A 19,283-nucleotide genomic window follows, 5' to 3' on the forward strand; every position below is an offset into this window, starting at 1 on the left:
GTTCATCAGCGCAGGTTGAGAAGGCCTGACATCGGCGGTCGTTCTGCCGGTGTGAGTTCATCCAGGTCCCACCCGAGGGTGCCGGTGTCGGACGAGATCAGCTGCGCCGGATAACTGCCGCGAGGATCGAGGCCGATGCCTTCACGCGTGCGCTTGATCTTGCCCGCCAGATAGACGGCGTGGTCGTAGACCTTGACCTCGATCGGCGGTGCCTCGCGGTACTCGCCGGTCGTCTTGTCGGTGAGCGACACGAACAACCGAGACGCCGCCGGCCAGGTGGCGATCGTCGACGAACACTTTACGACCTCCTTCGTCGTCTCCTTGCGCCGGAGCAGGAACCGACAGTCGGCACCGGCCTCCCTCACGGTCTCGGCGGCGCGGGCGATCGACCCCGCGTGCTGGGGCGCGAGCGCGGTGAGACTCAGCTCGACCGCCTCCATCGCGACCCGATCGGCCTCGTCAGCGGATGACGCGGGATCCACCCCGACGGCCACGTCCCGCTTCTGCCAGCTGTCAGCGTCTCGGCTGAGCGCACCCGGCTCCGCCACACCCGGGGCGAGCTCGGTGGACAGCCGCACGAAGACCGTGTGATTGCTGCCGACGCTCAGCTCCTCGCCGTTCAGCCACCATGCGAGCCGGCGGGCGAAGGCCTTCGCCTGCTCGCACCCCTCCTCGTAGGTGAAATGCGGGCCCGAGATCAGGCGGATATCGCGCAGCCGCGAGGGCCGTCCGTCCTTCGTCATGACCACAACCTAGCGAGACCCGGACGGTCAGACTCCAACGAACCCGGCCGTCGAGTTCCTGCCCACACTCCAACCGGAGTTGGAGGTGATGCCGCAAGTTCCAAGCGAAAGTGGCGTTCAGTTGGAAGTTCGCGCTCGCGGTCCTACCCCAGTTGGAGCGTGAACACGAACCCAACAACGACGGCTCGCTGGATGTCACCGGAATCGGTCACGTCCAGCGAGCCGTCGAGGGCGTGTGGCTCAGCGCCTGTCCGCGCCGGCTTTTTCCTTCTCCAGCCGCGCCACCCGGCTCGGATCATCCACACCCATCCGCAACACCCGCTACCGACCACTCGTCGCCTAGGGCCCGGTCGCCTAGAGTCTGGGCTGTGAGTGATCCGTACGGAGTGGTGACCGGCGAGCCGATACGCAGCCGCTCCTCGCGATCCGGCCGTCCGCGCCGTGTCTGGCTGCAGGGCGGCACGTCCACCCAGGCCTGGGACTGGGACCTCGTCGCCTGGGCCATCGCCGGGCTCGCCGCCGCCATCCTCCTACCCAATGTGCCCGGCCTCATCTGGCTCGTCATGCTCGTCCCCGTCGTCATCGGCTTTCGGCGATCCATTCCCCGAGGGCTCCTGCGATTCCGGGCCCACGACCTCCTCCTCGGGATCATGCTCGGCCTCGCACTCCGCGTCATAGCGGGATGGATGGCGCCGCTCACCACCTGGCCCACCGCCGACTCATGGTGGACCGACGTGCTCGCCCCCGCCCTCGTCGCACCCGCCGTCGAGGAACTCTTCTTCCACGGCCTCCTGCTCGTCGCGCTCTACACCGCATTCCGCCGCGCCAGCCGCTCCCGGCTCGCCGCCGGCACCGCCACCGCGCTCATCACCACGGCACTGTTCGTGCTCACCCACCTGCTCACGGGCGTGCTCGACGACCACTGGAGTGGGCCGGCCTCGATCGCCCTCGTCGCACTCGCGGGTGCGCTCCTCGTGCTCCTCACCGGCCGCATCTGGAGCGCCATCGTCATGCACGTCGCCTTCAACGCCTCCTATGTGGGCCTTGGGCTCATCGCCCTGCTCGCCACAGGCGACACCGGAGGAGCAGGCCTCACCTGAATGACCACCTTCACATTGCTGTGATATGAGTCACGTCACGGGTGTTGTTCTCGTCGTTCAACTTGCGATATGCGACAGAAGGTCGTTAAGGTTTCTCTCAGAAGGTGCGAGACCCCCTCGAACTCGTCCTTTGACCGAATGAAACGCCTGGGGAAAGTAAGACTCTCGGGTTCCACCAAGCCATCAGCACCGGTTGGAGTACGACCATGACCAAGTTCCGTATGAAGATCGTCGCGGCCTTCGCCGCGGCACTAGCCCTCGTCCTCGTGCCCGCCGCGGCCAATGCCGAGTACACGCCCGGCGGCCCCGCCGGCGGTGCCGTGATCATCGCCCCCGGCGGCAGCGCCGTGATCCCGTTCACCGGCTTCGCGCCCGGCGAGACCGTGACCTTCACCCTCACCGGTGAAAACGCCGCCGGCGGCTCGCTCGCCGCCCTCGCCACCGTGGTGAACAGCACCTCCACCGCCAAGGCCGCCGACGCCAATGGCGCCGTCAGCGTCACCGTCACGCTCCCGGAGAACGCCACGGGAACCTATACGCTGACCGCGGTCGGCTCCGAGTCCGGCGCCAGCGCCGAGGCGCTCATCGAGGCTGGCAGCTCCGGCGGTGGCGGCGGAGACCGCGACCGCGACGGTGGCCTGCCTGACACCGGCTCCACCAACAGCTCCACCATCGCGCTCCTCGCGGGTGCGGGGCTCCTCGCCGCCGGACTCGGCGTCGCGGGTGTGGCGGTCCGTCGCCAGCGTCTGCAGAGCTGAGCTACTCGGTTCGACTGAGCGAAGCCCCCAGGTCGTGATGACCTGGGGGCTTCGTCGTTCTACCAGGTCAGTCGGCCTCGGTGGTGCCACAGGCGGGGGCGACGGTCGTCGATGCGCCGGGCACCGTCGGCGTCGTCACCACGTCGAGCCGATTGGTGTACGGGGTGCTGACGCGCACCGTGGCCGAGGCGTCCTCGCCGGGGGCGAGGCTGGTCTCCCACGTCAGAACCTGACGGCCGCTATCGGTGCCTTGCCCGACACCCGCGCCGCTCGAGTCGGTCGCCGACACGATCTCGGCCCCCTCCGGGAGATAGAGATAGGCGACCGTGCGGGTGACCCCCGGAGGCACGACCACGCCGCCACCGGTGATGTACCGCGGGAGCGACGCCGCATCGGCGGGCGCGTCATTGCGCAGCGTCACCTGGAGCAGCGCATCCGTGCCGCCGGCCTCGTTGGTGCACCAGCTCGCCCCCGACTCCAACCGTGAGTAGTAGTTCATCTTCGAGGCCGTACCGTCGTTCAGGTACACCCCGAAGGACGTGCGCCGGTCGTCGGTGACCGGCAGGAGACCCTGCAGCCCGGTGCCGTCCAGGACGGCCTGATCATCCTCGTTCTCGTTCCAGATCAGCACCCGATGCTCGGCGGTGGCGCGCGTCAACGCATCGAGGAACTCGCGCGGATCGGCCCCGCCGCTGCTCACAGCGTCGAAGACCGCGGCGGCCGTCGCCTGGAAGAACTCGTCCTGCTGCGCCGGGACCTCGTACCGCAGGTACACCTCGTTGAGCAGCAGGGAGACCGCGTTGTCGGCGTTGATCTCATCGCCCGTCGGCAGCGTGATCGGGCCGGTGGCTTCCAGGAGATAGGAGAGCACCACCGGATCGATCGCGATGACCCCGTCGACGCGCGCGCCGCGCTCGCGCTCCCACATCGCCTGCGCCAGACGCGCGGAGGTGGGGAACGACGGCACCTGGGTGACGTTCTGGATCCACAAGGCCGGCTGATCCTCGTAGATCTGCCGCAGCTCCTCATCGAGCGGCAGGACCGGCTCGTCGTAGCGGGAGAAGTCGCTCGACGACGCCTGATCCTCCAACGACAGCGCCCCGCCGTCCGTGCGCAACAGGGCCGTCGCGCCGACGATGCCGCCCAGCGACCGCCACTCGGCATTGTTCTGGAAGACCAGCAGGTACTCGCGCGGCCCGTCCTGGCCGAGCATCGCCGGTGCGAGGACGGAGGCACGGCTCACCGCGTCAGCGCCGGCTCCGGCCGCACGCAGCTGATCGCCGAGGCCGTCGATGCGCTCGGCCACCGGGCCGAGCAGCGTGCGGCGGTCGATCGCGTCGACGCGCGCCGTCGCGGCTCCCACCCGCTCGGCGCTCAAGGCCGCCACCTCGTGCAGACCTGCCAAGCCACTGACATCGACGCGCCCGTCGGTGGGACGCAGATCGTCCATCGAGAAATCCTGGGCCACCTCGACCAAGGGCTCCAGCGCCGACGACGCGACATCGTCGACGGCTGCGGTGGCCTCGGCCACCGCGTTCATCTGATCCCCGACCCACGGCAGCAGCTCAGCGGCACGCCACACCGGATCGGAGGTCAGGGAGCGGGCCGACGAGGTGTCATCGGCCAGGCTCGACGCGTGGGATGCGGTCGCCTCGGTATCGGTGATCTGTTCGCGCATCTGCTGCGCGGTCCGCTCCGCATCGCGCAGGTGTCCGTAGGCGAGATAGCCGCGCACACCGAGCCATGCCGCGCATAGCACCCCGATGATCGCCACCACGGCCAGAATCCAGAGGAACACGCGACCGGCCGAACGCGCAGCGGGGGGAAGCAGGGGGTTGGTCACCCGTCGATCCTAGGGGTTCGCGCGGTTCTTCGAGCCTACTCCGTCCGTCCTCGAGAGGTGGCGCCAAACGGAGCATGATCTCGCATTCTGTCTGTGTCCTCGACTAAGGTCACGCACACCCGCAAGCACGGGGAAGAAAGGGGTATCGGTGATGTCGCAGATGGAACTATTCGGACTCGATCAACCGTCGCTGCCAACGCTACGAGAGCGGCGGACCATGCGCGTGTTGATCACGGTCACCGCGGCCCCGAACCCTTCGGCGGCCCATGGCGAGACGGTGTGCGTGGCCGGTCTCGAACTCGGCGATTCGGGACCGGTTGGCTGGGTGCGTCTATACCCGCTGAATCTTCGGCACCTTCGGGGGCGGGGTCACGGATTCCGCAAGTACGACATAGTCGAGCTCGTAGCGTCACCAGCCCGACACGATGGAAGGACTGAATCCTGGAGCCCGGAGATCGGCTCGATCCGCGTCGTCGGTCATCTGAATTCCTGGGATGCGCGCCGACAGTGGCTCGAACCGCTGGCGACGGACTCGATGTGCGGTCTTCACCGAGAGGCGAAGACGCAGCTAGCGAAGGCGAGATCCCTCGGGCTCGCGCCTGCAGCCGAGGTTTTCGGTCTGGACATTGCGCCTCATCCTGGGTGGAGCGCTGACGAACAGGCCAAGATCGATGCGTACGTGAATCAGCTCGAGCTTTTCTCCGAAGACGACAAGGTTCCGCTTCGTGCGCCTCGAGTGACGGTCAGCTATCGGTGGCGTTGCTCTGCTGCGGATTGTCAGGGAACGCATCGACAGCGGCTACTCGATTGGGAGGTCGTCGCCTTCGAGCGCCATTTCCCAGACGCGAGGCGAGACGTTCTGGGTGGCATCATCGAACGCAAGTTCCTGGGTGAGGTCTGCGCTCCTGAACGGCAGGTGTCCTTCTTCGTCGGCAATCAAGCCAAGCGCCCGCAGACCTTCAGTATTCTCGGCATCTACTGGCCGCGACGTTCCGTCAAGCGTAGGTGACCGAAAGCGGCATATCGTGTGCCAGCTCGTCGAGAACGACATGACGGTGACACCGCGCGGGATCGGACTCGAAGCACAACACCGCGACGGCATGGTCACCCGCCAACTCGGCGAGCTGGGCGAGCGCCGCCCGAGGCTCCGGCGACGACAACCTCTGCCGAAATGTCGCACGTGCCTCGTCGACCCGTCCGGACCAGAAAGGCTCGCGATTGTCCTTCTCATTGCCGAGCGGGCGAAGGTGGACGTAGACGATGCCGGCTTCGGCGAGAGCAGCCGTGAGCCGTGTCTTCGAGAATCCCGGCTTCCTGCTCAACGGAGTGAGTCGGACATCGGCGACCGCGCTGACCTGGTGATCACGGAGCACATCGACGAACTCCTCGATCGTGCGGCCTTCGTAGCCGATCGACACGATGCGCCGCGTCATGGCCCTCCTCATCCTCGGTCTCCTCGTTCCCATGAACACGGTATCGTTACAACGCCAGATCCCCCACGCCTCTCGTAGAAGCGCACTTGGGGGATTTTCTTTTCCCTCGTCGGGCGACGTGTTGGGGGCTCATGCACAATCGGGGCGATGCGTGTCATGGGAGTGGACTTCGTCGAACCACACAGTGATGTGCCCCCGAGTCCGGGGCGTGCGCAGGCATGGCAGGACCTCGACGGACCCGGTGACTTCGAGCTCCGCTACGTCGACCATCGCGGCGAGCTGGTGCGGGCATCGCTCGAGCCCGCCGACGGATACTCCATCGCGGGTGAATGGCTCGGCCGCCACCGGGTGCTCGCCCTCGTGTCGCCGCACCGAGGAGAGGTCGCCGGTGGACGCTATGCCCACAGCCAAGGGTGGCGCCATGTCGCGGTCACCCGTCCCGGCGACGGAGAGACCATCGGACTGGCGCTGCTTCCCTGACCGCGTTACCGCGTGTGCACCTCGCGGTGCGGGCAACGATGCCCATAACGGATCCGACAGCGCCAGCGGCGCCCCAACCTTCGCAGACGCGACATCGCGGATGTCCCTTCGCCTAGCGCCGCAGCGCTCGATTTCCCCAGCCATAGAGTAGAGGAGATCGCCCGCATCCCGGTGAAGAACGAGGAGATGGTCTATCCGTTGAGACGCTCCGCGATCGCGGTCACCGCGTCCTCGATCTGTGCGGCGACGGCATCGTGGAACGCATCGGACCGACCGATGGGGTCGTCGATGTCGACCTCGGGCGGGCCCTCGCTGCGCAGCATTGCCGCCGAGCGCACCAGGGCCACCGGGTCGGCGCCCTCCGCCCGTGAAACCAGCGCCGCGAACTCCAGCACCGTGAAGGTCCGGCGCAGCGCACCGGGGAACACCTCGAGCACCTGGCCGCGATGGTCTCGTGTCGCCGTCAGGATCAGGTCGGCCTGGCGGGCGATCGACGCCGTCAACTGCCGTGGGACGAGATCGGCGGTCGCGATCCCGCGCCGGGTCAGGCGCTGCACGACATTCGCATCGGTACGCCCTCCGTCGAGCGCCCGGACCCCTGCGCTCTCGACCACGAAACGGCCCGGGTCGAGCCGGTGGCGCAGCAGCGCCTCGGCCAGCGGCGAGCGGCACACATTCGCCGTACACACGGTCAACACCCGGAAGGTCATGGCGCGAGCGTAGCGAAACGATAGGGTTGGTCAGCATCGACCATCTCTCGGAGGGCATCCCCGCATGGATTTGAAGGACTACCTGCGCGTTCTACGACAGCGCTGGGTCCTCATCACCGTCACGACGCTGCTCACCGTGGCCGTCGCGGCGCTCGTGACCATCACCGCCACACCGCAGTACCAGTCCACTGCCCGGTTGTTCGTGTCGACGCCGTCCACGGCGACGGACGGGCAGCTGCAGTCCGGCGGCCAGTTCTCCCAGCAGCGAGTCAAGTCCTACGCGACTCTCATCAAGGGCGAGGAGGTCGCTCGGCGGGTCGCCGATCGACTGAACCTCGACGAGGACCCGAGCACGCTGATGAGCAAGATCAGCACGAGCGTCGAGCTCGACACCGTCGTGCTCTCGGTCTCGGTGCAGGACCCGTCCGCCGAACGCGCCCAGGAGCTGACGCAGACCGTGGCGCAGGTGTTCACCGACTACGTCCGCGAGCTGGAGACCCCGGAGGGTCAGCTCGACGCGCCGGTCAAGGCCTCGATCGTCGACCGTGCCACCGTCGCTTCCTCGCCGGTCTCCCCGCAGCCGGTGCGCAATCTCGGCCTCGGCTTCGTGCTCGGCCTGCTGCTCGGCGCCGGCCTCGCGGTGCTCCGCGAGGTGCTGGACAACCGGATCCGGTCGCTCGACGACATCACCGGCGTCTCGGGCCAGGACGTCCCCCTGCTCGGCAATATCTTCTACGACAAGGACGCCGTCACCCAGCCGTTGCTGCGCGGGCTGCCCAGCCACCATCCCCGGTTGGAGGCCTTCCGGGTGCTGCGCACCAATCTGTCCTTCGTCGACCCGGGAGCCGAACACAAGGTCTATGTCGTCAGCTCGGCGCTGCCCGGTGAGGGCAAGTCCAGCACCACCACCAATCTCGCCCAGATGCTCGCCGACGGTGGCCAGCGCGTCCTGCTGATCGAGGCGGACCTGCGTCGTCCACGGGCGGCGCAGTACCTCAACGTCGAATCCGGGGTCGGCGTCACCACGATCCTGCTCGGCCGCGTCGAGCTGGACGACGCGATCCAGCCGATCTCGCCCAATTTCGACTTCCTCGCGTCGGGGCGGGTGCCGCCGAACCCGGCGGAGCTGCTGCAGTCCGCGGAGATGCGCAAGCTGCTCGCCCACGCGCGAGCCGAGTACGACATCGTGCTCATCGACGCGCCCCCGCTGCTGCCCGTCACCGACGCGGCGCTGCTCTCCTCGGTCACCGACGGAGCGCTTGTCATCATCCGGCACGGCTCGACCACCACGGAACAGTACGCGAGCTCACTCGACCGGCTGGCCGCGGTCGACGCCCGGCTGTGCGGCGCGATCGTCACGATGTCGCCGCAGCCCAAGCGCCGCGCCGGAGGCTACGGCTATGGGTACGGCTACGGCTATGGATATGGCTACGGACCGGAGACGCAGCCCGGTTCACGAGCCGAGCGCAAACGCGACAAGAAGGCGCGCCGGCAGAACGCCGACGAATCCGTCTGACCCGTCTCAGAGGCCGGCGGAGTTCCAGGCCTCGACGAAGGCACCGGCCTCGGGCGGGGTGTCGAGGTACGCCAGATCTCGGGCCTGGGCGGTCTGCTCGACGCTGTCGATCTTCTCGGTCTGCAGGTCGTCGGGGTCCTCCCACGCCGGCCGCATGAGCACGATGGTGGATTCAGGCCAGGCCTCCTCGATCTCGTCGAGGGCCTGCGTCAGGCCGAAGGCGAAGTCATCGGCCCACACGACATCGGCCGTGCCGATGCTGAGCACCACGAGATCGGGTGCGGAACCCTCGAGCGCGTCGGCCACCGTGGTGTCTTCGAAGAGCGTCACACCGGACTCGATCCGTGCCTCCGCGCCCAGCTCCGCGGCGGCCTCGCCGGCCCACTCCTCCAGGTGATCGTCGCCGATGAAGACGATATCGGCGTCGCCGGTCGGCGCGGGTGTCGTCGCACGGGGCGATTCTGACGGGGTCGATTGCGGGGTCACGCCGGCACCGGCGTTCTCCGGGGCCGGGGTCGGCCGCAGCGCGAGGAGGACCAGGACGCCCACCCCCAGCGCGAGGATCGCGACACCGAGGCCCACGGTCAGCGACGGCCGGGAGTAAGACACCCGGCCAGCGTAATGGATGCGGGCGAGGTGCTCGGTCCACCGACCGAACCGGGAACTCAGGCCAGATCGCGGCGCAGCGGCAACCACACGGCGACCGCGGCCGCCACCAGGGCGTACCCCACGAGGATCACCGCGCCGAGCACGGGCGAGGCGAGGGCCGCGGCACCACCGGTCGTCTGCTCGGCCAGGGCATCGGTCAGGAAGGTGAAGCGGGTGAGCGACGCGGTAGCCCCGCCGGGCAGGAAGGGGTACAGCGCGTTCACTCCGGGGATCAGCATCAGGACGTACTCCAGGAAGTAGAAGTAGCCCAGCACGGCGCCGATCGCCAGCAGCTGATGCCGCGCGATGGCGCCGATCCCGACGCCGAGCACCATGTAGACCGCCGAGGCCACTGCGAGTTGGGCCAGGACGGTCAGCAGCTCGCCCGTGGGAGTGCCCAGCTCGATGCCTCGCGCGGCCGCCGCGCCGACGAGGACCAGTCCGGACGAGATCGAGGCGACGATGCCGTAGAGGATCCCGAGCAGCGCGTAGACCGCGAGCTTCGCTCCGAGCACTCGACCTCGATGCGGCACGGCGAGGAAGGTCGCGCCGATGGTCCGGTGCCGGTACTCGCTGGTGACGGCGATCGTGCCGATCAGTGCGGGCACGAAGAGTGTCACCGCCCCCAGCCCGACCACGATTCCGGCGCCCTCCGGCGTGTCGATGCCCGGCATCGGGGGAGTCGCGTTCTCCGGGCCGGTGATCGCGAGCAGGCCGCTCAGGCCCCCACCGCACAGCACGGCAGCGAGCAGCGTCCACCAGGGGAGCCGGGTGGCGAAGAGGCGGACGAGCTCGCCCCGGAAGGCCGTCATCGTCGGGCTCCCTCGTCGAGGAGCGAGAGGAAAGCCTGCTCGAGGTCCTGCCCGTCCGGCAGATCGCTCACCGACCCGCTCCAGCGGATGCGGCCGCGGTCGATCACCACGACATCGTCGATGGTCTGCTGCACCTCGCTGAGCACGTGGCTGGACAGTAGGACGGTCCGGCCACCCGCGACGAAGTCCCGAAGAAAGCCTCGCAACCAGGCGATGCCGAAGGGATCGAGGCCGTTCGAGGGCTCGTCGAGCACGAGGATCTCCGGCTCGCCCAGCAGCGCCGTCGCGAGCGACAGCCGCTGGCGCATGCCGGTCGAGAAGGCCCCGATGCGGCGATCGGAGAAGTCCTCCGCCCGTACGGCGGCGAGGACATCGTCGATGCGCGCGGCGGGCAATCCGCTCAGGGCACAGGCCGTCCGCAGGTGGTCGCGGGCGGTCATGCTCGGGTGCGCCGCCGCGATGTCCACGACGGCGCCGACGGTGCGTGCGGGCGACGGCAGGTCGCGGTAGGGCCGGCCCGCGATGTGCGCGGTTCCGGTATCCGGGCGGACCAGACCGAGCAGCATGCGCAGCGTGGTCGATTTACCTGCCCCGTTCGGTCCGAGGAAGCCGGTGATCCGCCCCGTCTCGGCGGTGAAGCGGACGTCGTGGACGGCCTCGAAGGAGCCGAAGCGCTTCGTCAGTCCGGAGATCTCGATGGCAGGCGCGTTCACCGGGTCGTCACCGCCTGGATGCGGCGCGCGATGGAATCGGCGTCCGGGGTGCTGAGCAGCAGTTGGTCGAAGCCGGTGAGCTCGCGCCGGACGTCGACGCGCAGCAGGGGCATGCCGCGCTTCATCGAGACGAGGCGCTTGGCGCCGGACGGATGGGTGAACACGCCGACCTTGCGGTATCCCGAGACGACCAGGCCGGACCGGTAGCCCAGCACCTCATAGGACCATCCGGGCTCGGCGCGTGCCCCGATGATCGCGTCATGCGTGGCGACGAAGGTCGCCCTGCCGGCCATGAACCGCTCCCAGCCGGGGAACTGCACGGCGAGCCCGGTCCGGTCGAAAACCACGTGCGTCATGGGGACTCCTGGATCATTAGCATGGACGTGACCTTGCGAACATTATCACAGTGAGAACGGTAGGTGGGCTCGATGGCCAAGGACGGCCCGATCGCCGATGTGGTGCTGCACCCGGTGCGGCTGCGGATCGTCCAGCAGCTGGGCGGACGCACGTTGACCACCGCGCAGCTGCGGGCGGCCCTTCCCGATGTCACCCAGGCGACCCTCTATCGCCACGTTGCCGCGCTCATCGAGGCTGAGGTCATCGCCGTCGTCGAGGAGCGCCGGGTGCGGGGCGCGGTCGAGCGGACCCTCGCGCTCGGGGAACGGATGGCGCATGTCGACCAGGTGGAGCTGCGGAGGATGAGCGACGCGCAGCTGCGGGCGGCGTTCCTCGCCTTCCTCGGCGATCTCGCCGGCGACTTCGACCGCTTCCTCGACAGCGGCGACGCCGAGCTGCGGGACTACCTGGGCTTCGGCCGCGGCCCGCTCTACGTGACCACCGAGGACCTCGCGACCATCCAGGCCGGACTCGCCGAGCTGCTCGCGCCGTACCTGTCCGATCCCGGCGACGGTCGTCGCCGCCTCAGCCTCGCGACGATCCTGCTCCCCGAGGCGGACACGCCCGACTCCTGACATGACGATGCCCCGGCCCAATGGGCCGGGGCATCGCAGGGGAAGGCTCAGTGTGCGGCGTTGTACTTCTCGAGCACATCGGAGGGGACCCGCCCGCGGGCCGGGACGTCGATGCCCTGCTCCTTGGCCCACTCGCGCACCTGCTTGGCCGGAGAGTCCGAGGACGAGCCACCGGAGCGGCGGCCGCGGCGACGGGTGCTGGCGCCGGTAGCCTTGCGTCCCGCCCGAATATACGGAGCGAGAGTCTTTTCGATCTCAGTCTTTTCCTGGTCGGTCACGTCGATCTCATAGGATGTCCCGTCGAAACCGAAGGTCACCGTCGGCGTGCTGCTGTCGATCTCTTCACCGCTGATATCGGAATAGAATTTCTCGATTGTCTTCTTGGCCACGCCGCCACTGTACGGCGCGGCATAAATGCACGCAATCTTTCCCAGTGTCTTCTTACTCGCCGATCGTGAACTCGAGGCGACTGCGATTGCCGCGGTGATAGGCGGTGAATGCCTCGACCGGCTGTCGATAGGGATCGAAACTCAGCGAGGTCAGCATCATGACGACCGGAAAATCACCGAGATCCAGGATGCGGATCTGCTCGTCATCGGCAGGCATGACCTCGACCGAGCGCCGCGCGCCGAGGACGACGACGCCATTCTCATTGAGCACCGAATGAAGCGACTCATGGCTCATGTCGCGACCTTCGAAGAACGCTCCGTACTCCGCGGGAAGATAGGAATGAATCCACGACCAGGGCTCGCCGTCGACGCGACGGACGCGTTCGAGATAGAACACGTGATCGCCGGGTGTCTGCCGTAGCGAGGCGGCGATGTTGCCATCGGCCCGCACGTATTTCTGCGACAGCACATCGGAGGTGATCTTCGCGGCGGAATCGCGTACCCCCGCATAAAGTCCGCGCAGCGTATACGGGTCGGCGTCGCCGGGCTCGCGGGAGGCGATGAAGGAGCCCTTTCCGCGGACCCGGTAGACGATGCCGGCATTCTCCAGCTCCTCCAACGTCTGGCGGACCACCGCCCGTGAGACGCCATAGAGCTCGCAGAGCCCGTTCTCACTGGGAAGGGCATCGCCGGGGGAGAGGCGCAGCAGTCCGATCTGTTGGATGAGCGCGTGTCGCAGCTGTTCGTGCTTCGTGGCCCCGGGCTGGCCCTCGAGGGTGAACCGCTTGCCCGATTCGACCCAGGCACGGGTCGCCCGACGTGAGTTCTCCACGCGCACACCCTAGCCCACGGCCACCGCAAAGTTGTACGTACTAGTTATTGACAGGCCCGGCCTGGAGTGCCTAACTTGTCATGCTAAGTTCACCGTCGGCTCACGGCGGGCCCACGAGGTGAGCAGGAAAGGACCTCAACTCATGCGTGTACGGACACTGCAGATGGCGGCGGTGGGGGCGACCGCCATCGCGCTCCTGGCGGGATGCGGCTCGGACAGTGGCGACGGGGCCGGATCGGTCACCGCCTACTGCTCGATGTCGGAGGACGACTGCCAGACCCTCGTCGACGACTTCACCGCCGAGACCGGGATCGACGTCGCCTATGTGCGCATGTCGGTCGGCGAGAACCTCGCCCGCATCAAGGCCGAGGCCAACAACCCCCAGGCCGCGCTCTGGATCGGCGGCTCGGCCGAGACCTATGTGCAGGCCGCCGAGGAAGGCCTCCTCGCCCCCTACGCGGCCGAGGGCATCGATCAGGTCGATGAGATCTACCGCGACCCCGACGACCTGTGGACCCCCACCTCGACCGCTCCCGTCGCCTTCGCTTCGAATCAGGCCCTCCTCGACGACCTCGGCGTCGAGGCGCCCACCAGCTGGGAGGACCTCGCCGACCCCGCCTTCGCGAACTCGGTCGTGCTCGCCCACCCGGCCTCCTCGGGCACTGGCGCCGCCGTCGTCTCCACCCTCGTGCAGCTCTACGGCGAGGACGAGGCCTTCGACCTGATGAAGCGCATCGACGCCAATGTCGCCCAGTACACCCGTTCCGGAGGCGCCCCGACCCGCATGGTCGGTCTCGGTGAGGCGGCCGTCTCGGCCACCTATCTGATGGACGTCGAGCTCGGCATGGTCGAGGGATACGACATCACCGCCTCCTTCCCCGAGGAGGGCACCGGCTTCGGCATCAACGCCGCCGCAGTCATCGCGGACGCTCCCGAGGACCAGATCGAGGGCGCCGAGGCCTTCCTCGACTGGGTGCTCACCGAGGGCGGGCAGCAGTCGATGATGACGACCTTCTGGCAGCCCGTGATCCCCGGCATCACCAACCCCGAGGCCGAGGTCGACACCTCCGAGGTCACCTTGATGGACTACGACACCTTCTGGGCCGGCCAGCACCGCGGCGAGCTGATCGAGCGCTTCGACGCCGAGATCCGTCACGGCTCCGAGGCGGAGTGACCTGACCCGTCATGCAGACCATCGACTCCACTGAGCTGGGCGCGCTCGCCCGACGCGACGAGCGCGCCCAGCGCTGGAGGGCGATCCGGACCGATCCCTGGTTGTGGGGGATCTTCCTCGTCCTCACCCTCTCGGTCGCCATCTTCATCCTGCTGCCGATAGGCGCGGTGCTGAAGTCCGCCGTCATCGGCCCGGACGGCTTCGACCTCAGCCGGCTCGGCGACAACCTGCTCGCCTCCCACGTGTGGCGGGCGCTGCGCAACTCCCTGCTGCTCGCGGTGCTGTCGGCGACGGCGGCCACGGCGGTCGGCTTCGTCATGGCCTACGGCGTCACGCGCACCGGGATGAAGGGCAAGCGCTTCTTCCACCTCGTCGCGCTGCTGCCGATCGTCTCGCCGCCCTTCGTGCTGTCGCTGGCGATCATCCTGCTGTTCGGCCGCTCGGGCGTGATCTCCTCGGACCTGCTCGGCCTCAGCAATGCCAATGTCTACGGGCTGCGTTCGCTGGTCATCATCCAGACCCTCGCGTTCAGCCCGCTGGCTTATCTCAACGTGCGCGGCATGTTGCAGTCGATGGACTCCTCCCTGGAGGACGCGTCCTCGTCGATGGGCGCGAGCCAGTGGCAGACCTTCCGTCGAGTGCTGCTCCCGCTCGCGGCCCCCGCGCTGCTGTCCTCCTTCATGCTGGTCTTCGTCAAGTCCCTCGAGGACTTCGGCAATCCGATGCTCATCGGCGGCGACTACTCGACCCTCGCGGTCGAGGCGTACACGCAGATCACCGCCGTGTACGACATGCAGTCCGGGGCGATCCTCGCGGTGCTGCTGCTCCTGCCCTCCGTGTTGGCCTTCATGATTCAGCGCTACTGGGTGGGGCGGCGCTCCTATGTGACCGTGACCGGCAAGCCCGGCCGCACCGAGATCCGCCTCACGGCCGCCAAGGTCACGGTGCCGCTGACCATCGTCTGCTCGGCGATCTCCGGCGTCATCCTGCTCTTCTACGGCACCGTCGTGGCCGTCTCCTTCATGAAGATCGTCGGCGTGGACTCCTCGTTCACCCTCGATCACTACCGTTACATCTTCGATCGGGGCCTGAGCACCCTGCAGAACTCGGTCACGCTGGCCGCGATCGCGACCCCGCTCGTGGTCATCTGCGGTCTGCTCATCTCCTATGTGCTGACCCGCCGCTCCTTTCCGGGCTCGGCGATCCTCAAGTGGAGCACGCTGCTGTCCTTCGCCGCCCCCGGCACGATCATCGGCATCGGCTACATCCTGAGCTTCAACTCCGGCCCGCTCGTGCTCACCGGGACCGCCGCGATCATCGTCGGCGCGATGGTGGTCAAGAACCTCCAGGTAGCGATCGAGGGCGGCAACAACCAGCTCAAGCAGATCGACCCCGCGATCGAGGAGGCCTCCGCGGTCATGGGGGCCTCGAATATCCGCACCTTCCGCAGCATCGTGCTCCCCCTGCTGCGGCCGGCGATCTTCACCTCGGCGGCCTACGCCTTCACCCGGTCGTTGACCACCCTGAGCGCGGTCATCTTCCTCATCTCGGCCAACTGGAATCTCGTCACCGTGACGATCCTGGGCCAGGTGGAGTCGTCGCGGCTCTCGGTCGCGGCGGCGTACTGCGTCCTGCTCATCGTCATCGTCCTCGCCGCGCTCGCCCTCATGCAGGGTGCGCTCGCGCTCCTCACCAGAAGAAGGGACCAGTGATCCCGGTGGCAACAGTCACCTTCGACGGCGTGTCGAAGTTGTTCCCGTCGCACGACAAGGGCGAGGTGGTCGCGGCGGTCAGCGACCTGAACCTCACCATCGAGGAGGGCAAGCTGGTCACCCTGCTCGGCCCCTCCGGCTGCGGCAAGACCACGATCCTGCGGATGCTCGCCGGCTTCGAGACGCCCACCAGCGGCTCGATCCGCCTGGACGACACCGATGTCACGCGCCGGCCGGTCAACAGCCGCGGTATCGGCATGGTGTTCCAATCCTATGCCCTCTTCCCGCACATGAGCGTGCGCGAGAACGTCGCCTACGGGCTCTCGGTCGCGGGAGTCGCGAAGGCCGACGCCGGGCGCCGGGTCGATGAGGTCATGGAGCTCATGCAGATCGGGCACTACGCCAAGCGGGCCCCGAACCAGCTCTCCGGTGGCCAGCAGCAGCGCGTCGCGCTCGCTCGCGCGGTGGTCACCGAACCGCGAGTGCTGCTCTTCGACGAGCCGCTCTCCAATCTCGACGCCCAGCTGCGCGAGCAGATGCGGGTGGACCTGCGCGCGATCCAGCAGCGTCTCGGCATCACCAGCCTCTATGTGACCCACGATCAGAGCGAGGCGCTCGCGATCGCCGACGAGATCGTCGTGCTCAAGGACGGCGTGATCCAGCAGCGCGGCAGTGCCCGCGAGGTGTACCGCAGTCCGGCCAGTTCCTTCGTCGCCCGCTTCCTCGGCAAGGCGAATATCGTGCCGGGCACCGTCGTCGAGAGCACCGCCGCCGGCATCGTCGTCGATGTCGACGGGCAGAGAGCACGGATGACGTCCGATGACCTACCCCAGGTCGCCGCCGGCGAGAGTGTCTCCTGCGTGCTGCGGCCCGAGAACGTCGCCTTCCGGCCTGATCCCGAGGGCGCGCTGACGGTCGAGCAGGTGGTCTTCCAGGGCTCGTACATCGAGTACCACCTGCGGATCGCCGGCGCCGCCTGCACGATCATCGACCACGAGTACGCCCACCGCGGCACGCTGAACATCGGTGACCGGCTGTCCATCGACCTGACGAACACGCCGCTGTGGATCGTCCCGGCGGACGCATGACGAGCTCGCTGCAGGAGCTCGCCCGGGAGGTGGCCGTGACCGGCGGGCAGCTGGCCGCCGAGGCCTTCCGTGACCGTCCGCGCACCGCGGCGAGCGTCACCGAGAAGGACGGCCACTTCGACATCGTCACCGAGGCCGATGCCCGGGTCGAGCGGGTGGTGGTCGACCGGATCCTGTCCGGCGCGCCCTCCTCGCGGGTGCTCGGCGAGGAGGGTGGCTGGTACGGGGAGGGTGAGCTCACCTGGCTCATCGATCCGATCGACGGCACCTCCAACTTCGCCTCCGGCCTGCCGATCTTCGCCACCTCCGTGGCCGCGCTGCGCGGCACCGAGCCGTTGGCCGCCGCGGTGCACGAGCCGGTGCTCGGGGCGACCTTCCACACCGCGGGCGACGAGCTGCTGGTCGACGGCGTGCCGTTCCGCTGGCCCGAGCAGAGCCTCGCGACCCGTGAGGTCGAGATCCTCACCAATGCCCCCTACGAACGATCGGGTCTCCCCGACTCGATCCTCGATTCCTGCCGCACTGTGCTGGACTCCTTCCGTGCCGTCCGCCGGCTCGGGGCCTGTACCTTGCACCTCGCCTATGTGGCGGCAGGCTGGGCGGCGGCGACCTACGAGTACGAGTTCCACCCCTGGGATGTCGCGGCGGGACTCCAGCTCGCCGCCGCATCGGGGTGCACGATCGTCGCGTGGGACGCCGCCGGCCAGGTCCTCGGCGACCCCGTCGGGAATCCGATGGACGTGGACCGCGTTCTCGTCACCGCCCCCGGCCTCGACAGCTCCCACATCGACTGGATCCACCCGGCCTGACCCGCGGACTCGCAGCTCGGTGCGGCTAGATCCGAGAAAATGGTGCGGCTAGATCCGAGAAAATGGTGCGGCTAGATCCGAGTTTAGTGTAGCCTCGGAGTATGGTCGGACTGATCTCACGCCGCCTGAGTCCGGTACTTCGACAACGTCTCGGTGAGACGCCGGTGCTGCTGCTCGAAGGACCAAGGAGTGTTGGCAAGTCCACACTCCTTGCTGAGCTCGCTCTGCCTGAGGAGCAGACGATCTTCGATCTCGACCAAGCACAGTTCCGGCTGCTTGCCCAGGAGAACGAGACCGCACTCGTCGGCAGCGCAACGCCTGTCCTCATCGACGAGTACCAGCGCGCGCCCTCGCTGCTCGACGCGATCAAAGCGCGCCTGAATCGCGATACCCGCCCCGGTATGTTCGTCCTCGCTGGGTCGGCGAGCTACGACTCCCTGCCGAAAGGCACCCAGGCCCTCACGGGCCGCATCCAGCGCATGCCGGTCATGCCGTTCACGCAGACTGAGATCGACGGCACTGACAACCACTTCGTCGCGCGTGCCTTCGAGTCGGACGTTCCTCATACGGTGATACCCGCGAGGGCGACGCGAGCAGACTATATCGACCGGGTAATGCGTGGAGGTATGCCGCTCGCGATCTCCGCGAGTTCTGCTGATGCCCGCGAACGATGGCTACAAGGGCATGTTCGACAGTCATTGGAGCGAGACGCCGGAGAGATCCGACGTATCCATCACAAGTCCGACCTGCGGCAGATCCTCACGCGCATCGTCGGCCAGACGGCCGGACTGCTCAATGTGAACAAGATCGCTCAAGGGCTTGAAGTATCACGAGACACGGCTACCGCCTATATCGAACTGTTGGAGTCACTGTTTCTGATCCACGCACTGCCGGCATGGGGCACCACCGTATCGTCGCGGAGCGTGTCCGCGCCGAAGGTGCATGTCGTCGACTCTGGCACCGGGGCGCATCTGCTCCGGCTGAGTAGCGAGAAATTGCAGCGTCTCGACCCATCGTCGATGACGGAGTTCGGACACCTGCTGGAATCATTCGTCGTACAGGAAGTGATTCGGCAGACCACCTGGATGGACTCGCTGGTTTCCGCCGGCCACTGGCGCACGCGCGATGATGAAGAGGTTGATCTCGTTCTTGAGCGTCACGACGGGACTGTCGTGGGTATCGAAGTCAAGGCGGGTGAACGAGTCGACGGGAAGCAGCTCGCGGGGTTGCGCAAGCTGCGCGATCGGCTTGGAACTGCCTTCGCTGCGGGTATCGCCTTCCACCTCGGTCACGTGGGCTACGAAGTGGATGATCGCATCCATTCGCTCCCTATCGAGCGGCTCTGGGCGTAGTTCGGCGATGACCCTGACCAGATCTTGGTCGGGCAGTCAAAGGCCGTCCACTATCGACGCAGTGGCACCAGCACACAAGGGGCGTAGCCGTGCCGGAGCGAGATCCGGGGCCGGGGGAGCGACCCGCTTCGCTTGTCCATGAACGAGGACGATCGCCCGATGCCTTCGTGCGAGGGCATCGGGCGTCCGCGCTCAGGGGA

The 19,283-nt window shown here is 67.6% G+C and carries 21 protein-coding genes; 11 read left to right on the plus strand and 10 right to left on the minus strand.

Translation table 11 applies throughout. From position 1 onward, the window contains the following. Window positions 1–5: 5 nt before the first annotated feature. The gene (locus JL108_RS08200; protein WP_205197830.1) at window positions 6–743 is read right to left on the minus strand and encodes a hypothetical protein; all 738 of its coding nucleotides are present in this window, start codon (window positions 741–743) and stop codon (window positions 6–8) included. Window positions 744–1,111: 368 nt separating this feature from the next. Between JL108_RS08200 and JL108_RS20445 the strand changes: the two genes are divergently transcribed. Continuing rightward, entirely contained in the window at window positions 1,112–1,843 is a 732-nt protein-coding gene (locus JL108_RS20445; protein WP_205197831.1) for a CPBP family intramembrane glutamic endopeptidase, read from the plus strand. Window positions 1,844–2,049: 206 nt separating this feature from the next. Next, complete coding sequence (locus JL108_RS08210) at window positions 2,050–2,601, plus strand: LPXTG cell wall anchor domain-containing protein (RefSeq protein ID WP_205197832.1); 552 nt, start codon at window positions 2,050–2,052, stop codon at window positions 2,599–2,601. 67 nt (window positions 2,602–2,668) lie between these two features. On the opposite strand, the gene JL108_RS20450 is transcribed toward JL108_RS08210, so the two are convergent. Next, entirely contained in the window at window positions 2,669–4,444 is a 1,776-nt protein-coding gene (locus tag JL108_RS20450; protein WP_205197833.1) for a DUF4012 domain-containing protein, read from the minus strand. A gap of 148 nt (window positions 4,445–4,592) precedes the next feature. On the opposite strand from JL108_RS20450, the gene JL108_RS08220 reads away from it, so the two are divergent. Then, window positions 4,593–5,453: a hypothetical protein gene (locus JL108_RS08220; RefSeq protein ID WP_205197834.1), complete on the plus strand. Its 861-nt coding sequence runs from the start codon at window positions 4,593–4,595 to the stop codon at window positions 5,451–5,453. Here JL108_RS08220 and JL108_RS08225 read toward each other — a convergent pair. Further along, window positions 5,440–5,877: a DUF488 family protein gene (locus JL108_RS08225; protein WP_205197835.1), complete on the minus strand. Its 438-nt coding sequence runs from the start codon at window positions 5,875–5,877 to the stop codon at window positions 5,440–5,442. The two genes, JL108_RS08220 and JL108_RS08225, sit on opposite strands and share 14 nt — an antisense overlap. Before the next feature lie 147 nt (window positions 5,878–6,024). Here JL108_RS08225 and JL108_RS08230 point away from each other — a divergent pair, with 147 nt between their 5' ends. Then, complete coding sequence (locus JL108_RS08230) at window positions 6,025–6,357, plus strand: hypothetical protein (protein WP_205197836.1); 333 nt, start codon at window positions 6,025–6,027, stop codon at window positions 6,355–6,357. A 191-nt stretch (window positions 6,358–6,548) separates the two neighbouring features. Here JL108_RS08230 and JL108_RS08235 read toward each other — a convergent pair whose 3' ends face one another. After that, window positions 6,549–7,067, minus strand: a complete 519-nt coding sequence (locus tag JL108_RS08235) for a hypothetical protein (protein WP_205197837.1) — start codon at window positions 7,065–7,067, stop codon at window positions 6,549–6,551. Between the two features lie 64 nt (window positions 7,068–7,131). Here JL108_RS08235 and JL108_RS08240 point away from each other — a divergent pair, with 64 nt between their 5' ends. After that, window positions 7,132–8,583, plus strand: a complete 1,452-nt coding sequence (locus tag JL108_RS08240) for a polysaccharide biosynthesis tyrosine autokinase (protein ID WP_205197838.1) — start codon at window positions 7,132–7,134, stop codon at window positions 8,581–8,583. 6 nt (window positions 8,584–8,589) lie between these two features. Here the strand turns inward: JL108_RS08240 and JL108_RS08245 are convergent, their stop codons facing one another. The 4 genes from JL108_RS08245 to JL108_RS08260 are packed head-to-tail and all read right to left on the minus strand — an operon-like array spanning window position 8,590 to window position 11,112. Beyond that, window positions 8,590–9,192: an SGNH/GDSL hydrolase family protein gene (locus JL108_RS08245; protein WP_205197839.1), complete on the minus strand. Its 603-nt coding sequence runs from the start codon at window positions 9,190–9,192 to the stop codon at window positions 8,590–8,592. 56 nt (window positions 9,193–9,248) lie between these two features. Next, the gene (locus JL108_RS08250) at window positions 9,249–10,043 is read right to left on the minus strand and encodes an ABC transporter permease (protein WP_205197840.1); all 795 of its coding nucleotides are present in this window, start codon (window positions 10,041–10,043) and stop codon (window positions 9,249–9,251) included. Then, window positions 10,040–10,756 (minus strand): ATP-binding cassette domain-containing protein, encoded by a 717-nt coding sequence (locus JL108_RS08255; protein ID WP_307837221.1) that lies wholly within the window; start codon window positions 10,754–10,756, stop codon window positions 10,040–10,042. Before JL108_RS08255 ends, JL108_RS08250 begins: the two co-directional genes overlap by 4 nt. Continuing rightward, the gene (locus tag JL108_RS08260) at window positions 10,753–11,112 is read right to left on the minus strand and encodes a hypothetical protein (RefSeq protein WP_143914143.1); all 360 of its coding nucleotides are present in this window, start codon (window positions 11,110–11,112) and stop codon (window positions 10,753–10,755) included. Before JL108_RS08260 ends, JL108_RS08255 begins: the two co-directional genes overlap by 4 nt. 72 nt (window positions 11,113–11,184) lie before the next feature. On the opposite strand from JL108_RS08260, the gene JL108_RS08265 reads away from it, so the two are divergent. Then, window positions 11,185–11,727, plus strand: coding sequence for a helix-turn-helix domain-containing protein (locus JL108_RS08265; protein WP_205197841.1), 543 nt, complete (start codon window positions 11,185–11,187; stop codon window positions 11,725–11,727). 47 nt (window positions 11,728–11,774) lie between these two features. Here JL108_RS08265 and JL108_RS08270 read toward each other — a convergent pair whose 3' ends face one another. Together JL108_RS08270 and JL108_RS08275 are read right to left on the minus strand one after the other, a co-directional pair. Then, entirely contained in the window at window positions 11,775–12,116 is a 342-nt protein-coding gene (locus JL108_RS08270) for an Lsr2 family protein (RefSeq protein ID WP_307837222.1), read from the minus strand. Window positions 12,117–12,168: 52 nt separating this feature from the next. Then, on the minus strand, window positions 12,169–12,948 hold the full coding sequence (locus tag JL108_RS08275; RefSeq protein WP_205197842.1) for a GntR family transcriptional regulator: 780 nt from the start codon (window positions 12,946–12,948) through the stop codon (window positions 12,169–12,171). A 142-nt stretch (window positions 12,949–13,090) separates the two neighbouring features. On the opposite strand from JL108_RS08275, the gene JL108_RS08280 reads away from it, so the two are divergent. From JL108_RS08280 to JL108_RS08300, 5 genes are all read left to right on the plus strand, one after another. Beyond that, the gene (locus JL108_RS08280) at window positions 13,091–14,122 is read left to right on the plus strand and encodes an ABC transporter substrate-binding protein (RefSeq protein WP_205197843.1); all 1,032 of its coding nucleotides are present in this window, start codon (window positions 13,091–13,093) and stop codon (window positions 14,120–14,122) included. Window positions 14,123–14,133: 11 nt separating this feature from the next. Continuing rightward, window positions 14,134–15,834: an iron ABC transporter permease gene (locus tag JL108_RS08285; RefSeq protein WP_205197844.1), complete on the plus strand. Its 1,701-nt coding sequence runs from the start codon at window positions 14,134–14,136 to the stop codon at window positions 15,832–15,834. A gap of 29 nt (window positions 15,835–15,863) precedes the next feature. Beyond that, window positions 15,864–16,922, plus strand: a complete 1,059-nt coding sequence (locus JL108_RS08290; protein WP_205197845.1) for an ABC transporter ATP-binding protein — start codon at window positions 15,864–15,866, stop codon at window positions 16,920–16,922. Then, window positions 16,919–17,731: an inositol monophosphatase family protein gene (locus tag JL108_RS08295; RefSeq protein ID WP_205197846.1), complete on the plus strand. Its 813-nt coding sequence runs from the start codon at window positions 16,919–16,921 to the stop codon at window positions 17,729–17,731. The genes JL108_RS08290 and JL108_RS08295 overlap by 4 nt, the downstream gene beginning before the upstream one ends. Window positions 17,732–17,832: 101 nt before the next feature. Beyond that, window positions 17,833–19,083, plus strand: a complete 1,251-nt coding sequence (locus JL108_RS08300; RefSeq protein WP_205197847.1) for an ATP-binding protein — start codon at window positions 17,833–17,835, stop codon at window positions 19,081–19,083. Window positions 19,084–19,283: the final 200 nt, after the last annotated feature.

The sequence above is a fragment of the Aeromicrobium sp. YIM 150415 genome (genome assembly GCF_016918125.1).
GTDB classification, from domain to species: domain Bacteria; phylum Actinomycetota; class Actinomycetes; order Propionibacteriales; family Nocardioidaceae; genus Aeromicrobium; species Aeromicrobium piscarium.

Bases quoted from the DNA above. Each gene is read 5' to 3' on its own strand.
- JL108_RS08200 (WP_205197830.1), bottom strand. From the start codon at position 743: ATGACGAAGGACGGACGGCCCTCGCGGCTGCGCGATATCCGCCTGATC.
- JL108_RS08210 (WP_205197832.1), top strand. From the start codon at position 2,050: ATGACCAAGTTCCGTATGAAGATCGTCGCGGCCTTCGCCGCGGCACTA.
- JL108_RS08225 (WP_205197835.1), bottom strand. From the start codon at position 5,877: ATGACGCGGCGCATCGTGTCGATCGGCTACGAAGGCCGCACGATCGAG.
- JL108_RS08230 (WP_205197836.1), top strand. From the start codon at position 6,025: ATGCGTGTCATGGGAGTGGACTTCGTCGAACCACACAGTGATGTGCCC.
- JL108_RS08235 (WP_205197837.1), bottom strand. From the start codon at position 7,067: ATGACCTTCCGGGTGTTGACCGTGTGTACGGCGAATGTGTGCCGCTCG.
- JL108_RS08240 (WP_205197838.1), top strand. From the start codon at position 7,132: ATGGATTTGAAGGACTACCTGCGCGTTCTACGACAGCGCTGGGTCCTC.
- JL108_RS08250 (WP_205197840.1), bottom strand. From the start codon at position 10,043: ATGACGGCCTTCCGGGGCGAGCTCGTCCGCCTCTTCGCCACCCGGCTC.
- JL108_RS08260 (WP_143914143.1), bottom strand. From the start codon at position 11,112: ATGACGCACGTGGTTTTCGACCGGACCGGGCTCGCCGTGCAGTTCCCC.
- JL108_RS08265 (WP_205197841.1), top strand. From the start codon at position 11,185: ATGGCCAAGGACGGCCCGATCGCCGATGTGGTGCTGCACCCGGTGCGG.
- JL108_RS08280 (WP_205197843.1), top strand. From the start codon at position 13,091: ATGCGTGTACGGACACTGCAGATGGCGGCGGTGGGGGCGACCGCCATC.
- JL108_RS08285 (WP_205197844.1), top strand. From the start codon at position 14,134: ATGCAGACCATCGACTCCACTGAGCTGGGCGCGCTCGCCCGACGCGAC.
- JL108_RS08295 (WP_205197846.1), top strand. From the start codon at position 16,919: ATGACGAGCTCGCTGCAGGAGCTCGCCCGGGAGGTGGCCGTGACCGGC.
- JL108_RS08300 (WP_205197847.1), top strand. From the start codon at position 17,833: ATGGTCGGACTGATCTCACGCCGCCTGAGTCCGGTACTTCGACAACGT.